We start from the raw sequence: 13,708 nt of genomic DNA, 5'->3' as shown, positions 1-13,708 counted from the left end.
GGCTGATCTGTCGCTGACCGGCGGTCCGGTCAGTGGCCCTTCAGTGGCCCTGCTCGTCGCGGCGGCGCTGCCACCGCTCCTCGATGCGGTTCATCACCGAACGGTGTTTCCTGGCCTGTCGGCCCGGGGCCGGGCCTCCGGCCTGTTGCTGTTCACCGGGCTTGGGCGCTTTGCGCCATCCGGTGACAGCGAGCACTGCGCAGCCGAGCATGACGAGGAACCCCACCACACTGATCCAGATCTGCTGAGCGACCATTCCCGCCATGAGGAGGGCGATACCCACCAGAAAGCCGGCGATCGCCTGGTACACCCGGCGACGGGTATACCTGCGCAGCCCGCTTCCCTCAAGCGCTGTCGCGAACTTGGGATCTTCGGCGTACAGCGCTCGCTCCATCTGCTCGAGCATGCGCTGCTCGTGCTCCGAGAGCGGCACGGAGTCCTCCTACTCGTCGGTCGCGGGGTACGACCGTGATGCGGCCCTTTCAGAATAGGCAGGGATTCGCCCCCGTGAAACCCGCCCTCTACGCCAATTCACCATCCGGGCCGCCATGCGGACACAGCTGCCGGGGCGTGCATTCCCCGACGGCCGCACCGTCATGCCGGATGGTTACCCCGATCATACGGGGACTAGCCCCCGTACGGGGGGCCTGTGTGTCACTCCGTGGCCGACTGCGCTGCTGATCAGCCCTGCTTCTTGCCCAGAACGTGCAACTGGGTGGCGACCGAGTGGAAGGCCGGCAGCTCCGCCGCGGCCGCTTCCAGCTTCAGCAGGGCCTCAAGGGCGCCCGGCTCGGTGTCGACCAGGACCCCGGGAACGAGGTCGGCGAAGACCCGTACGCCGTGCACCGCGCCGACCTCCACACCGGCCGTGGTGACCAGCTCGGTGAGCTGTTCCGCGCTGAAACGCCGGGGCACCGGGTCGCCCTCGCCCCAGCGTCCCGCCGGGTCGGTCAGCGCCTGCCTGGCTTCGGTGAAGTGCCCGGCGAGCGCCCGGGCCAGGACGGCGCCGCCGAGCCCGGCCGCGAGCAGGCTGAGGGCGCCGGAGGGGCGGAGCGCGTCCACCGCGTTCCTGATGCCCTCGGCCGGGTCCTCCACGTATTCGAGGACGCCGTGGCAGAGCACCGCGTCGTATCCGCCGCGCTCCACCACGTCGAACAGGCCGAGCACATCGCCCTGCACCCCGCGCACCTGGTCGGCGACGCCGGCCTCGGCGGCCCTGCGCTCCAGGCCGAAGAGCGCGTTGGGGCTGGGGTCGACCACGGTGACCCGGTGGCCGAGGCGGGCGACCGGCACCGCGAAGTTCCCGGTGCCGCCGCCGGTGTCGAGCACATCCAGGGCGGCCCGGCCGGTCGCTTCGGCCCGGCGGTCGAGGGCGTCTTTCAGTACGTCCCACACCACGGCGGTACGAAGGGAGGCGCGGGGGCGCAGCTGGTCCGACACGGCGGTTGACTCCTCGGCGCGGTGCCGCCGCGGACGGCGGGCCGTAGACAGCAAAGACTGGCTCCCACCCTATTGCCTTCGAAGGTCCCCCTGGTCACCCCGTGTGGCGGCGCTCCGTCCCGGGGCGGGGCAGCAGCGGCAGCGCGGGCTGCAGGGCCAGCAGCCGCTCGACCAGGCGCAGGAACATGGCCGCGTCCCGCAGCAGATCGTCGGCGTCACGGCTGCCCGCCGCCCCCGGTATGCCCGCTTCCGCCCTGGCCCTGCGGCCGGCGCCCGAGGCGAAGAGGGCGCTCCACTCGGTCAGCTCGGGGGCCAGCTCAGGCAGCAGCTCCCAGGCGGTACGGATGGCGTTCCGCCGGCGGGCGCCGCCCGCCTTCCGGCGCGGGACGTCCTCGGGCCTGGCCCGTGAGGCGAGGACCGCTGCCGCGGTGCGCAGCGCGGCGAGATGGGCCGTGGCATACCGCTCGTTGGGCGCTTCGAGAGCGGCGGCCTCGTCCAGTCCGGCGCGGGCCTGGGCCAGCAGATCGAGAGCGGCCGCGGGGGCCGTGGTCCGGCGGGCGACCGGATGGATGTCCTGCGCGGGGGCCGCGGAGGGGACGGGCGCCGGGGCGGGCGCGGGGACGGACGCGGGGACGGGCGCCGGGGCGGACGCGGGGACAACCGAGGGGGCAGGGGCGGTGACACGGGGCCGGTGCGCTGGTGCGGCGTTCGAGCTGGCCATGACGGAACCTCCTGTCGTCGTGTGACGGCACTGTGGCCGTCTGTGTCCATCCTGCGGGCCACCACTGACAATCGGCGCTGACCTGGGGCTTTGCGAGGACCGCCGAGTACAGCGTACTTTTTTGTACTGACCGGTCAGTACGGGAGCAGGGGAGGGTGTCGTGGACAGCCCGCACGGGGCAGCTGTCAGAGCGGAGCAGCTGGGGCTCAGGGGCCCGCACGGCTGGGCGTTCCGCGGTGTGAGCGTCGACGCGGAGCCGGGCGCGCTCATCGCCGTCGACGGCCCGTCAGGATCCGGCCGCACCTGTCTGCTCCTCGCCCTGACGGGCCGGATGCGCACGAGCGAGGGCCGTGCCGAGGTCGCCGGGTTCCCGCTGCCCAGGAAGTCGGCCGAGGTCCGCCGGATCAGCGCGCTCGGCCCGGTCCCCGGAGTCAGCGAGCTCGACCCGGCGCTCACCGTCGACGAGCATCTGCGTGAGCGGGCCCTGCTGCAGCGGCGTTACAGCGGTTCGCTCCGCGCCCTGCTGCAGCCCCGCTCCGAGCGTGCGGCGGCGGCCCGTGCCCGTATCGAGGCGGCGTCGGCTGCCGCCGGGCTCGACCTCGCCGCGCTGCCCAAGAAGGGCCGGACCTCCGTGCGGGATCTGGAGCGTCTCGAAGCGCTGCGGCTCTCGGTGGCGCTCGGCCTGATGGGCGGTCCGCGGCTGCTCGCCGTGGACGACGCGGACCTCAAGCTCTCCGGCCCCGAACGCGACGAGGTCTGGGAGCTGCTCCGGTCCATCGCCGCGAGCGGTGTCACCACGCTCGCCGTCTGTGCCGGCGCTCCCGACGGCGTGCTCACCGTCTCCACCCGGCGGACCGCGCCGAAGGAAATGACGGAGACAAAGGAAATAACGGAGACAGAGGAAGGGGCAGCCGATGCGCTCGCCGAGACTGGCCGCCCTTGAGCTGAAGCGGTTCGGCAGGGGCCGCCTCCCCCGCGCCGCGCTCGTCGCGCTTCTGCTGCTCCCGCTGCTCTACGGCGCCCTGTACCTCTGGTCGTTCTGGGATCCGTACGGAAGGCTCGACCGGATACCCGTCGCCCTGGTCAATGACGACCGGGGCGCCGAAGCCGCCGGTACGAAGGTCAGGGCGGGCGACGACATCACCGAGGGGCTGCGCGACAGCAAGGTCTTCGACTGGCACGAGACCAGCGCCGCCGAGGCCCGCAAGGGCGTCGAGGACGGGACGTACTACCTGTCGCTGACCATGCCGGCCGACTTCAGCAGCCGGGTCGCCTCCAGCTCGGGCGACTCCCCCGAGACCGGCGCTCTCCAGGTGCGGACGAACGACGCCAACAACTACATCGTCGGACAGCTCTCCCGGACGGTGTTCTCCGAGGTCAGGTCCTCGGCATCGACACACGCGTCCCGCACCTTCCTGGACCGCATCTACGTCTCCTTCGCGAGCCTGCACGACCAGACGGCGAAGGCGGCCGACGGCGCGTCCGACCTCACCACCGGGCTCGGCAAGGCGCGGAAGGGCTCCAAGGACCTGGCGGACGGGCTGAAGGACGCCAAGGCAGGCAGCGGCAAGCTGGCCGGTGGCATCAAGAAGCTCGACAAGGGATCGACCGCTCTGCAGTCCGGATCGAAGCAGGTCGCCGCGGGCACCCGGACCCTCGCGAACAAGGTGAACGGCGCCGCGAGCGCCGTCCGCCCCTTCCTCAAGGACAACGGCAAGTCCATCGGTGACGGGGCGCGGCTGGTCTCCGACACCACCCAGGTCGTACGGGACCACCTCGCCACCCTGGTGAAGGCCGCCCCGCCGGCGGCGGAGGGCGCGGCCACCGCGTCCACCGACCTCAACAGCGTCTACCGGGCGCGCTGCCAGGACCTGCCCGTCCCCGACCCGGCCTGCCCCCAGCTGAAGAAGGCCAAGGAGGCGGCAGCCGACACGGCGAGGATCGCGGGCGACGTCAACGGCCTCGTACAGCAGCAGAACGGCGATCTGCGGAAGCTCGACGGACAGCTCGCGACGCTCCAGAAGCAGGCGGACAGCCTGGCGAGGAACGCCCCGCACCTCTCCGGCGACCTGGACACGGCCGTGCGCAAGGTCAACGAGCTGGACAGCGGCGCACACCGGGTCGCGAGCGGCGCCGCACGGCTGCACTCCGGGCTCTCGACGGCCAGGACAGGCGCCACCTCGCTGCACTCCGGCGTCGGGAAGCTGAACACCGGCGCGCACACCCTGCACAGCGGGATCGTCAAGCTCTCCGACGGCGCGGGCACCCTGGCCACCGGTCTGCACGACGGGGTGTCCAAGATCCCGGACTACGACAAGCAGGACCGGGACCGGCGCACCTCGGTGATGGCCGATCCGGTGCGGCTGGCCGCCAAGTCGCTACACCGGGCGCCCAATTACGGGACCGGCTTCGCCCCGTACTTCATCCCGCTCTCGCTCTGGGTCGGCGCGATGGTCGCGTACATGCTCATCCAGCCGCTCAGCAGGCGCGCGCTGGCCGCGGGCGCGTCGGCGTGGCGGATCACCTTCGCGGGCTGGCTCCCGGTGGCCGCGATCGGGGTGCTCCAGACGGCCGCGCTGATGGCCGTACTGCACTGGGCGATCGGCCTGCAGCTGGCCCGCGCCGCCGGGACCCTGGGCTTTCTGGCCCTGGTGACCTGCTGCTTCGCCGCGATCGTGCAGTGGCTGAACGCCCGCTTCGGCGCGGCCGGGCGGATCCTGGTGCTGGCGCTGCTGATGCTCCAGCTGACCTCGGCGGGCGGCACCTATCCGGTGCAGACGAGCCCGGCGTTCTTCAACGCCATCCACCCGTATCTGCCGATGAGTTACGTGGTCGAGGGGCTGCGCAGACTCATCACGGGCGGCGGCCTCGCCCCGGTGTGGACCGGCTCCGCCGTGCTGCTCGGCTTCACCGCGGGTGCGCTGGCGCTGACCGCGCTCTCGGCGCGGAGCAAGCAGGTGTGGACCATGGAACGGCTGCATCCGGAGCTGAGCCTGTGAGTGAAATGGCCTGTGCGGGAGGTGGCCTGTGAGAATCGGGGGCATGGACACCAGCACCAGACGGCAGGCCACCCGGCAGAAGCTGTACGAGGCGGCTGTCACTCTCATCGCGGAGAAGGGCTTCTCCGCCACCACGGTGGAGGAGATCGCCGAGCGCGCGGGGGTCGCCAAGGGCACGGTCTACTACAACTTCGCCAGCAAGACCGTGCTCTTCGAGGAGCTGCTGCGGCACGGGGTCGGGCTTCTCACCGCCGCGCTCCAGGCAGCGGCCGACACGACGGCGGAGCGCGGCGGCAGCAAGGTCGAGGCACTGGACGCCATGATCCGGGCGGGCCTCGGCTTCATCGACGCCTACCCGGCCTTCACACAGCTGTACGTGGCCGAGCTGTGGCGCACCAACAGGGCCTGGCAGTCGACCCTGCTCGTGGTACGCCAGGAGGCCGTCGCCGTCGTCGAGACCGTGCTGCGCGAGGCCGTCGAAGGGGGCGAGCTGAGCGAGGAGATCGACATTCCGCTGACGGCTGCCGCCCTGGTCGGCATGGTCCTGGTGGCGGCGCTCGACTGGCAGGCGTTCCAGCCCGGACGGTCGATCGACGAGGTGCACGCGGCGCTCTCCCGTCTGCTGCACGGCCGCGTCAGCGGGCGCTGACGGCCGGGAGAGCGAGAGCGGAGAACGAGAGCGGACAACGAGCGGCTGAGAAGGCGCGGCGGAGAAAGTTCGGCAGACAGGCCGGCGGAGAAGGAGCGAGCGGGAAAGAAAGAGCGCCGCCAGGCCCGGCCCGGTCTCCCGAGCCGTTGCCGGACGGCGCTTCCCCCGTACTCCCCCGCTGTACTCCCCCGTACATCCCGTACTCGTCGGGGGAGCCGCGCCGTTTCCGCCGCCCCGTGTCGGCGGTGCCGGCGCCGCGCCCCTTCCGTGCTCCACACTCTGCCGTCCTCGCAGGTGGGAGCCCATCCGCGTAACTACTCATCTCCGCTTCTAGGTACGGATACTCAGACGTGTGTGCGCCACCCCAGCGGGGGCGCACGGCGCCCCGATAAAGTTCCTGCCATGGCACGGATTGCGGTGATCGGCGCCGGGATGGGCGCCATGGCGGCTGCCGCCCGGCTGGCTGTGGCAGGCCACCGGGTGACGGTGTACGAACGTACGGAGACCCACGGCGGGGCGGTGGGCCGCTTCGCGCGCGACGGCTTCGCCTTCGACACCGGGCCGGGGCTGCTCCAGCTGCCCGCCGTCTACCGCGACTTGTTCGTGAAGACGGGCCGTGAACCGCTGGAGCAGTGCGTCGAGCTGGTCCAGGTGGATCCGGCGGCCCGCCACCTCTTCGACGACGGGACCCGCGTCCTGCTGCCGAACGCCTCGCGTGCCGGGGCCATGGCGGCCCTGGAGGCCGCACTGGGCGGCGGCGCGGGCGCCCGCTGGGGTGCGTTCCTCGACCGGGCGCGGGAGACCTGGGACAGCACCAGGCGCCCGCTCCTGGAGGAGCCGCTGCCCGCCGATCCGGACCCGCTGGGCCTCGATCCGTATCCGGCGCTCAGAACGGGGCTGCTGCGGCGCAGCGCGACCACGCTCGCCGAGATCGGCAGCAGGGAGCTGCGGGACCCGCGGCTGGCGGCCCTGCTGGCGAGCTATGCCGTGTCGTACGGTTTCGATCCGCTGACGGTCCCGGCGTCGGCCGCCGTCCTGCCGTACATGGAGCAGACCTTCGGCAACTGGTACGTACGCGGGGGCATGCGGGCGCTGGCGGACGCGGTGTACGAGCGGTGCCTGGCGCGGAAGGTCGAGTTCGTGTTCTCGGCCGAGGTCACGGACGTACGGGAGAAGGACGGCAGGGCCTGCGGTCTGGAGCTGGCCGACGGGAGCGGCGTCGACGCCGACCATGTGGTCGCGGGTGCCCCGCTGCCGTCCGCCCACGGGCCGCACCGCGAATCGGGCACCCGGAGCGGCCGGTTCGTGGTCTGTCTGGCGCTGCGCGGGGACCGGGACACGGACGCCGTCCACCGCACCGTGGTGCACCGCGCGGAGCGCGACCTGCCGATGGTGACGGTGGGGCGCCCGGACGATCCGGCGCTGGTCCCGGGCCCCGGCCACGAGGCCGTCACACTGACGGTCACGGTCCCGGTCACCGGCCAGGACGTCGGCGGGTCGGAGAACTGGGCCACCGGCGACCGGGCGGAAGCGTTCGCCGACCGGGTGGTCGCGGCGGCGGAGTCCGCCGTGCGCGGGCTGCGCGAGCGGGTGCTGTGGCGGGAGGTACGGACCCCAGCCGACACGCTGCGGGAGACCGGTTCGCCCCAGGTGCCCGGACCGGCCCTGGCCGGTGCGCGGGGGCAGTTGCTGCCCGCGCCCAACCGGTCGCCGCTGCCCGGCCTCTCCTTCGCGGGCGGCTGGTCGCACCCCGGCGGCGGGCTCGCACACGCCGGGATGTCGGGGGCGCTGGCCGCCGGGCTCATCGTCGAGGGCGAAGGCTTCCGCGGCTCGCGGTGACGGCCTCGGGCGGCCCGGCGCCGCCCCCTTCTCAGTACCGCTGCTGCTCGTTGTAGCCGTTGTGCCCGCTCTGGTACGGCTGTTGGGCCGAGTACTCGGAGTGGTCCGGGTGCTCGGGGTCGCGCGGAGCGCCGTAGGCCGCTTCGCCGTACGCCGGTTCGGTGTCGCGCTGCTGCGGGACCCAGACCCCGCCGGGCGGGGTGTCGTTGGCGTACTGGTCGGCGTAGGGATCGGCGTACTGCTGCTGGCCGCCGTACGAGGCCCCGTACTGGCCGGCGCCGATGTACGGGTCCGAGTAGGCGGCGTACTGCTGCTGCTCGCCGCCGTAGCCGTACTGGCTGTCGTACGTCCCGCCGTTCTGGTCGTAGCCGGTGCCGTACTGCGCCCCGGTTCCGTACGCCGTGTCGCTGTATATGCCGTACTGGCCTGTTTCGTCGGGCATCGGCTCCGGCGCGTAGACGCTCGCGGCCATCGGTTCCTGGGCCCGTGAGGGGTCCTGGCCGGGGGATGTGCCGGAGTCCGCCGCGCCGGGCGGGTAGGCGGCATAGGCGGCGCCGTCGTGGCCGGTTCCGTCGTGGCCGAATCCGCCGTCGGGGCCGTAGCCGCTGCCGCCGTACGCGGACTGCCCGTAGCCGTCGGCGTCCTGGCCGTGCTGTGCGAAGACGCCGTCCTGGGTGTCGTACTGCGCGCCGCCCGGCTGGTCCTGGCCGTCCTGCGGCTCCTGCCCCGGCTGCTGCTCGTACTGCAGGTCCGAGACTTCGAGTACGGGGTCCTTCGCCCCGCTCCCACCACGCGCCCTGCGGCGCTTGTTCTCGCGGGGTGCGCCCTTTATGGCCCAGCCGGTCGAGAAGCCGCGCCGGAAGGAGAGCGTGACGTACAACTGGCCGACGGCGAACGCGATGGCGCCCACCACGATCACCGGCACGGAGTGCAGCAGCACCCCGAAGACCACGCCGAGGAACCCGGTGAAGGCGAGCAGCCGCCAGCGGAGCCTGGCCTTGTACTGCAGCAGCACCTCGCCCAGCAGCCACAGCGCGACGAATCCGAACCCGACATAGAGGACCGTCCAGCCCATGTACGCCCCTCTCTGCGGCCACCGCCCCGTGCGGGGGGGGCGGATGTGCCGGTCAGGACTGCTTGTGCAGTCCGAGATTCTCGTAGATTTCGAGGGTCGCGGTGGAGTTGTTCAGCGTGATGAAGTGCAGCCCAGGGACATCCTCGGAGAGCAGCTTCGCGCAGAACTCCGTAGCGAACTCGATGCCAATGGAGCGTACAGCGGCCGGGTCGTCCTTGACGGCATGGATGCGTTCTTTCAGACCGGACGGGAAGCGCGCGTTGCTGAGCTGCGCGAACCGGTCCAACTGCCGCACATTGGTGATCGGCATGACCTCCGGAATGACCGGGGTGTCGCAACCAGCGGCCACCACCCGCTCACGCATCCGCAGATAGTCCTCCGGATCGAAGAACATCTGGGTGATCGCGTAGTCGGCACCGGCCCGGCATTTGTCGGTGAAGTGCCGGATGTCACTCTCCCAGTTGTCCGAGCGCGGGTGCATCTCGGGGAAGGCCGCGACGCCGACGCAGAAGTCACCCGACTCCTTGATCAGCCGCACCAGGTCGGCGGCGTACATCACGCCTTCCGGGTGCTTGACCCACTCGCCCATCGGGTCGCCGGGCGGGTCGCCGCGGACGGCCAGGATGTTCCGGATCCCGGCGTCGGCGTACTGGCCGATGATGTTGCGCAGCTGGGCGACGGAGTGGTTGACGGCCGTGAGGTGGGCAACCGGGGTGAGCGTGGTGTCCGACGCGATCTGCTCGGTGGCCCTGACCGTGCCAGCGCGGGACGAACCGCCCGCACCGTAGGTCACCGAGACGAAGCTGGGCGCCACCGCCTCGACACGGCGCAGCGCGTTCCAGAGGTTCCGCTCGCCCTTCTCGGTCTTGGGCGCCCAGAACTCGAAGGAGTACAGCGTCCTGCCGGTCGCGAGCAGGTCGCGCACGGTTCGGGCGTGGTCGGTTCTGGTGGAGGAGGTGCCGGAGGCCATACGGGCAGATTAGTCAGGGCGTGGCACTCCCCCAACCACGCCCGGACTTTATGCCCGATTTGCGAGATACTTGTCCACCCATCGGACACTTCTCTGTCCCGGCACTTTCCGTCCCGCCGCTCCCGCGCCACCCGCTGCGCGTCACTCGCTGCGGGCCCTGACCCGGGCGGCGAGCGCGGCGGCGGCCGCGGCCGGGTCGGCCGCCTCGGTGATCGCGCGGACGACCACCACCCGGCGCGCCCCCGCGTCCAGCACCTCGTCCAGATTGCCCGCGTCGATCCCGCCGATCGCGAACCAGGGCCGCGAGGTGGCGAGCCCCGCCGCGTACCGCACGAGGCCGAGGCCCGGTGCGTGCCGTCCCGGCTTGGTCGGGGTGGGCCAGCAGGGGCCGGTGCAGAAGTAGTCCACGCCGGGCTCGGCCGCGGCCGCGTCCACCTCGGACTCCGCGTGCGTCGAGCGGCCGATGAGGACATCGGGGCCGAGGATCGCGCGGGCGGCGGGGACCGGCAGGTCGCCCTGGCCCAGATGCAGCACGTCGGACGAGATGGCGTGCGCGACATCCGCCCGGTCGTTCACCGCGAGCAGCTTGCCGTGCCTGCGGCAGGCGTCGGCGAAGACCTGGAGGTGGTCCAGCTCCTCGGCCGCCTCCATGCCCTTGTCCCGCAGCTGGACGATGTCCACGCCGTGGGCCAGCACGGCGTCCAGGAACTCGGGCAGGTCGCCCTGGCGCCTGCGCGCGTCCGTGCAGAGATACAGCCGGGCATCGGACAGCGGAGCGGGTGCGGTGGACATCGGGCGTTCCCCCCAAGGGACGGCGGCTGGACGGCGACGGACGGCTGGACGGACGGCAACGGGCCGCGGTGTACGGCCCGGGACGGGCCCGGTCCGTACACCGCGAGGTGATCACGCTTCGATCAGACGGCGAGCGCCTGGGCCCGGCGCTTCACCTCCGTCCCGCGATTCTCGCTCAGCGCCTGCGCGGGCGTGCCGGGCAGGGTCTCGTCGGGGGTGAAGAGCCACTCCAGCATCTCCTCGTCGCTGAAGCCGTCGTCCCGCAGGAGCGTCAGGGTGCCGGCGAGGCCCTTGACCACTTTGGTGCCGTCGATGAAGGCGGCGGGCACCTGGAGCGCCCTGTTCTCACCACGGCGTACGGCGATCAGCGTGCCGTCCCTGACCAGCTGGCGGACACGGGTCACCTCGACGTCGAACATCTCGGCGATGTCGGGCAGGTGCAGCCAGGCGGGGATGAGAGCGTCGGTTTTTGCGTCAATCTCGGTCACGGGACAAGCCTGCCATCCCGCACTGACAGCCGATACCCGGACTCAGCCCTTCAGGGCCGTCGTACGCCGGTCACGGCGGCGGTCACGGCGGCGGCCGCGGTCAGTCCTGCCGGGGGCGGACCGCCGCCTTGAGCGGCACGGCCGGATCGGCGGCCAGGGCCGGATCCACCGGGGCGCCCGACTCGATCAGCTTCCGTCCCTGGGCCAGATCCCGTGGCCTGCCGACGGCGAGCACCGCGACCAGCCGCTCCTCCCGCAGCCAGCACACCGACCAGGCGGGCCCCGCCGGGTCGCCGCGCCCGACCAGGGTGTCGGCGGCCGCGTGGTGGCCCGCGTACTGGACGAAGCGGCCGAACTGCTCGGACCAGAAGTAGGGCACCGGGTCGTAGATCTGCGGGGTCTCACCGATCACGTCGGCGGCGACCGTGCGCGGCCCCTGGAGTGCGTTGTCCCAGTGGTGGATCAGCAGCCGCTCGCCGTAACGGCGCGACGGGAAGGACGCGCAGTCGCCGACCGCGTAGACGTCCGGGAGCGAGGTGCGCAGCCGTTCGTCGGCCAGGACCGACCCTTCGGCGCCGAGCGCGATACCGGAACCGGCCAGCCAGCCGGTCGCGGGCCTGGCCCCGATGCCGACGAGGACCGCCCCGGCCGCCAGCCGCCGCCCGGACTCCAGGACCACGGCGCCCGGTTCGACCCGGGACACCCGGGCGTCCGTGAGGAGTTCGGCGCCGCTGTCGGCGTACCAGTCGGCCATCGGCGCCGCGATCTCGGGCGGCAGCACCCCGACGAGCGGCCGGCCCGCCGCCTCCACGACCGTCACCGCGCACCCCGCCTCGCGTGCGGCCGTCGCGAACTCGGCGCCGATCCACCCCGCGCCGACCACCACCACGTCCCGGCGGTCGGCGAGGACGGCCCGCAGCCGTCCCGCGTCGTCGAGTGTGCGCAGCAGATGAACTCCGGGGGCGCCCTCGCTGCCGGGCAGCGTGACCGGGTGGGCGCCGGTGGCGACGACCAGAGCCCCGTACGGGACGGGGCCGCGCGCGGTGTCCAGCTCCCGGTCCCGCGGGCGCAGGCCGGTCACCTCGCACCCCAGCAGCAGCTCGACCCCGAGCGCGGCGAAGTCGACGTCGAAGGCGGAGCCGTCCGCCTTGCCGAGCAGCACCGCCTTGGAGAGCGGCGGTCTGTCGTACGGCTGGTGGGACTCCTCGCCGATCAGCGTGACGGGTCCGGTGAAGCCCTGGTCCCGCAGGGCGACAGCGGTCTGCACTCCGGCCATGCCCGCGCCGGCGATGACGACGTTCCTCGGCTCACTCACCCGATCACCTTAAGCACCTGACGACCCGTCAGAACAGGGGGTGTCCTGTGACGGCTTACGAGGCGGCACCGACCGGGGTTAGGCTGGCCGTGCTGAACCACTCGCGGGAGTCCGGGCGCACCGGGCTGAGAGGGAGGCTGGACGGCCTCCGACCGTACGAACCTGATCCGGGTCATGCCGGCGAAGGGAGGGGCTGGACGCCCATGCACACCCATCACGCCAGTCATCAGGCGCACCACGCCGACACGGTGGGCGCGCTGCCGGACGTACTGATCGTCGGTGGCGGGATCATCGGTCTCGTCACGGCCTGGCGGTCGGCGCAGCGCGGACTGCGTACGGCCGTCGTCGACCCCGAGCCGGGCGGCGGCGCCGCGCAGGTCGCGGCGGGCATGCTGGCCGCCGTCACAGAACTGCACTACGGCGAGCAGGTCCTGCTCGGGCTGAATCTGGAGTCCGCCCGCCGCTATCCGGCGTTCGCCGCGGAGCTGGCGGAGGCGTCGGGCCAGGAGCTGGGCTACCGCGCCTGCGGCACCCTCGCGGTGGCGCTCGACCTCGACGACCGGGCGAATCTGCGGGAGCTGCACGCGCTCCAGGTCCGCTCCGGCCTGGAGTCGGAGTGGCTCACCGGGCGCGAGTGCAGGCGCCTCGAACCGATGCTCGCGCCGGGTGTACGCGGCGGGCTCCGGGTGGACGGCGACCACCAGGTCGATCCGCGGCGGCTCGCGAAGGCGCTGGTCATCGCGTGCGAGCGGGCCGGGGTCACCTTCCACCGCGACTGGGCCGAGCGACTGACGGTGGAGCGCGGCCGGGCCACCGGTGTGGTGCTGGCCGACGGAACGGCCCTGCCCGCGGGCCAGGTGGTGCTGGCGGCGGGCAGCCTCAGCGGCCGGCTCGCGGGCGTACCGGACGCGGTGCTTCCGCCCGTACGCCCGGTGAAGGGCCAGGTGCTGCGGCTGACGGTGCCACGTGTGTACGCGCCGTTCCTCAGCCGGACGGTCCGCGCGGTCGTCCGGGGCAGCCACCTCTATCTGGTCCCCCGGGAGAACGGCGAGCTGGTGATCGGCGCGACCAGCGAGGAGCTGGGCTGGGACACCACGGTCACCGCGGGCGGGGTGTACGAACTGCTCCGCGACGCCCATGAGCTGGTACCCGGCATCACCGAACTCCCGCTCACGGAGACGCGCGCGGGGCTGCGGCCCGCGTCCCCCGACAACGCGCCGCTGCTCGGCCCGAGCGCGCTGCCCGGCCTCCTGCTGGCCACCGGCCACTACCGCAACGGCGTGCTGCTCACGCCCGTCACCGGCGATGTGATGGCCGAACTGCTCACCACCGGGGAGCTGCCCGCCGAGGCCCGCGCCTTCACTCCCCGGCGCTTCTCGCCCGTACGACAGGAGCAGCCCGCATGAACGTGCCACTGAAC

At 72.5% G+C, this 13,708-nt stretch carries 13 protein-coding genes and 1 riboswitch; of the genes, 5 read left to right on the top strand and 8 right to left on the bottom strand.

Features of this window, described 5'->3' with window-relative positions:
* Positions 1–40: 40 nt before the first annotated feature.
* From OG510_RS28670 to OG510_RS28660, 3 genes are all read right to left on the bottom strand, one after another.
* Positions 41–433 (bottom strand): DUF3040 domain-containing protein, encoded by a 393-nt coding sequence (locus tag OG510_RS28670; protein WP_164267065.1) that lies wholly within the window; start codon positions 431–433, stop codon positions 41–43.
* Positions 434–681: 248 nt separating this feature from the next.
* Positions 682–1,440 (bottom strand): methyltransferase, encoded by a 759-nt coding sequence (locus OG510_RS28665; RefSeq protein WP_406140620.1) that lies wholly within the window; start codon positions 1,438–1,440, stop codon positions 682–684.
* 94 nt (positions 1,441–1,534) lie between these two features.
* Positions 1,535–2,161 carry an SAV_6107 family HEPN domain-containing protein gene (locus OG510_RS28660; protein WP_406140619.1) on the bottom strand — a complete coding sequence of 209 codons (627 nt, stop codon included), beginning with the start codon at positions 2,159–2,161 and terminating at the stop codon, positions 1,535–1,537.
* A gap of 160 nt (positions 2,162–2,321) precedes the next feature.
* Here OG510_RS28660 and OG510_RS28655 point away from each other — a divergent pair, with 160 nt between their 5' ends.
* The 4 genes from OG510_RS28655 to OG510_RS28640 all read left to right on the top strand — a co-directional run bounded on the left by OG510_RS28655 (position 2,322) and on the right by OG510_RS28640 (position 7,648).
* A complete protein-coding gene (locus OG510_RS28655; RefSeq protein ID WP_406140618.1) occupies positions 2,322–3,104 on the top strand; it encodes an ATP-binding cassette domain-containing protein in 783 nt (260 codons plus the stop codon).
* Entirely contained in the window at positions 3,076–5,160 is a 2,085-nt protein-coding gene (locus tag OG510_RS28650; RefSeq protein ID WP_406140617.1) for a YhgE/Pip family protein, read from the top strand. Before OG510_RS28655 ends, OG510_RS28650 begins: the two co-directional genes overlap by 29 nt.
* 43 nt (positions 5,161–5,203) lie before the next feature.
* Positions 5,204–5,809, top strand: coding sequence for a TetR/AcrR family transcriptional regulator (locus tag OG510_RS28645; protein WP_406140616.1), 606 nt, complete (start codon positions 5,204–5,206; stop codon positions 5,807–5,809).
* 402 nt (positions 5,810–6,211) lie between these two features.
* On the top strand, positions 6,212–7,648 hold the full coding sequence (locus tag OG510_RS28640) for a phytoene desaturase family protein (protein WP_406140615.1): 1,437 nt from the start codon (positions 6,212–6,214) through the stop codon (positions 7,646–7,648).
* Positions 7,649–7,679: 31 nt separating this feature from the next.
* On the opposite strand, the gene OG510_RS28635 is transcribed toward OG510_RS28640, so the two are convergent.
* The 5 genes from OG510_RS28635 to OG510_RS28615 all read right to left on the bottom strand — a co-directional run bounded on the left by OG510_RS28635 (position 7,680) and on the right by OG510_RS28615 (position 12,249).
* Positions 7,680–8,723 (bottom strand): hypothetical protein, encoded by a 1,044-nt coding sequence (locus OG510_RS28635; RefSeq protein WP_406140613.1) that lies wholly within the window; start codon positions 8,721–8,723, stop codon positions 7,680–7,682.
* A gap of 52 nt (positions 8,724–8,775) precedes the next feature.
* Positions 8,776–9,693: a methylenetetrahydrofolate reductase [NAD(P)H] gene (metF, locus tag OG510_RS28630; protein ID WP_164267702.1), complete on the bottom strand. Its 918-nt coding sequence runs from the start codon at positions 9,691–9,693 to the stop codon at positions 8,776–8,778.
* A 141-nt stretch (positions 9,694–9,834) separates the two neighbouring features.
* On the bottom strand, positions 9,835–10,485 hold the full coding sequence (gene thiE / locus OG510_RS28625; protein ID WP_406140611.1) for a thiamine phosphate synthase: 651 nt from the start codon (positions 10,483–10,485) through the stop codon (positions 9,835–9,837).
* A 122-nt stretch (positions 10,486–10,607) separates the two neighbouring features.
* Positions 10,608–10,973, bottom strand: a complete 366-nt coding sequence (locus OG510_RS28620) for an Rv2175c family DNA-binding protein (protein ID WP_164267700.1) — start codon at positions 10,971–10,973, stop codon at positions 10,608–10,610.
* A gap of 100 nt (positions 10,974–11,073) precedes the next feature.
* Positions 11,074–12,249 carry an NAD(P)/FAD-dependent oxidoreductase gene (locus OG510_RS28615; RefSeq protein ID WP_406142600.1) on the bottom strand — a complete coding sequence of 392 codons (1,176 nt, stop codon included), beginning with the start codon at positions 12,247–12,249 and terminating at the stop codon, positions 11,074–11,076.
* Between the two features lie 132 nt (positions 12,250–12,381).
* A riboswitch (TPP riboswitch) is annotated at positions 12,382–12,494 on the top strand.
* Here OG510_RS28615 and thiO point away from each other — a divergent pair.
* Complete coding sequence (gene thiO, locus OG510_RS28610; protein ID WP_406140609.1) at positions 12,492–13,694, top strand: glycine oxidase ThiO; 1,203 nt, start codon at positions 12,492–12,494, stop codon at positions 13,692–13,694. (Overlaps the previous riboswitch by 3 nt.)
* The last annotated feature ends 14 nt before the right edge of the window (positions 13,695–13,708 follow it).

The organism is Streptomyces sp. NBC_01089 (genome assembly GCF_045162975.1).
In the GTDB taxonomy this organism is placed as follows: Bacteria; Actinomycetota; Actinomycetes; order Streptomycetales; family Streptomycetaceae; genus Streptomyces.
This window is presented reverse-complemented; position numbering and strand designations above follow the sequence as displayed.

Bases quoted from the DNA above. Each gene is read 5' to 3' on its own strand.
- OG510_RS28660 (WP_406140619.1), bottom strand. From the start codon at position 2,161: ATGGCCAGCTCGAACGCCGCACCAGCGCACCGGCCCCGTGTCACCGCC.
- OG510_RS28650 (WP_406140617.1), top strand. From the start codon at position 3,076: ATGCGCTCGCCGAGACTGGCCGCCCTTGAGCTGAAGCGGTTCGGCAGG.
- OG510_RS28645 (WP_406140616.1), top strand. From the start codon at position 5,204: ATGGACACCAGCACCAGACGGCAGGCCACCCGGCAGAAGCTGTACGAG.
- OG510_RS28640 (WP_406140615.1), top strand. From the start codon at position 6,212: ATGGCACGGATTGCGGTGATCGGCGCCGGGATGGGCGCCATGGCGGCT.
- OG510_RS28635 (WP_406140613.1), bottom strand. From the start codon at position 8,723: ATGGGCTGGACGGTCCTCTATGTCGGGTTCGGATTCGTCGCGCTGTGG.
- metF (WP_164267702.1), bottom strand. From the start codon at position 9,693: ATGGCCTCCGGCACCTCCTCCACCAGAACCGACCACGCCCGAACCGTG.
- thiE (WP_406140611.1), bottom strand. From the start codon at position 10,485: ATGTCCACCGCACCCGCTCCGCTGTCCGATGCCCGGCTGTATCTCTGC.
- OG510_RS28615 (WP_406142600.1), bottom strand. From the start codon at position 12,249: ATGGCCGGAGTGCAGACCGCTGTCGCCCTGCGGGACCAGGGCTTCACC.
- thiO (WP_406140609.1), top strand. From the start codon at position 12,492: ATGCACACCCATCACGCCAGTCATCAGGCGCACCACGCCGACACGGTG.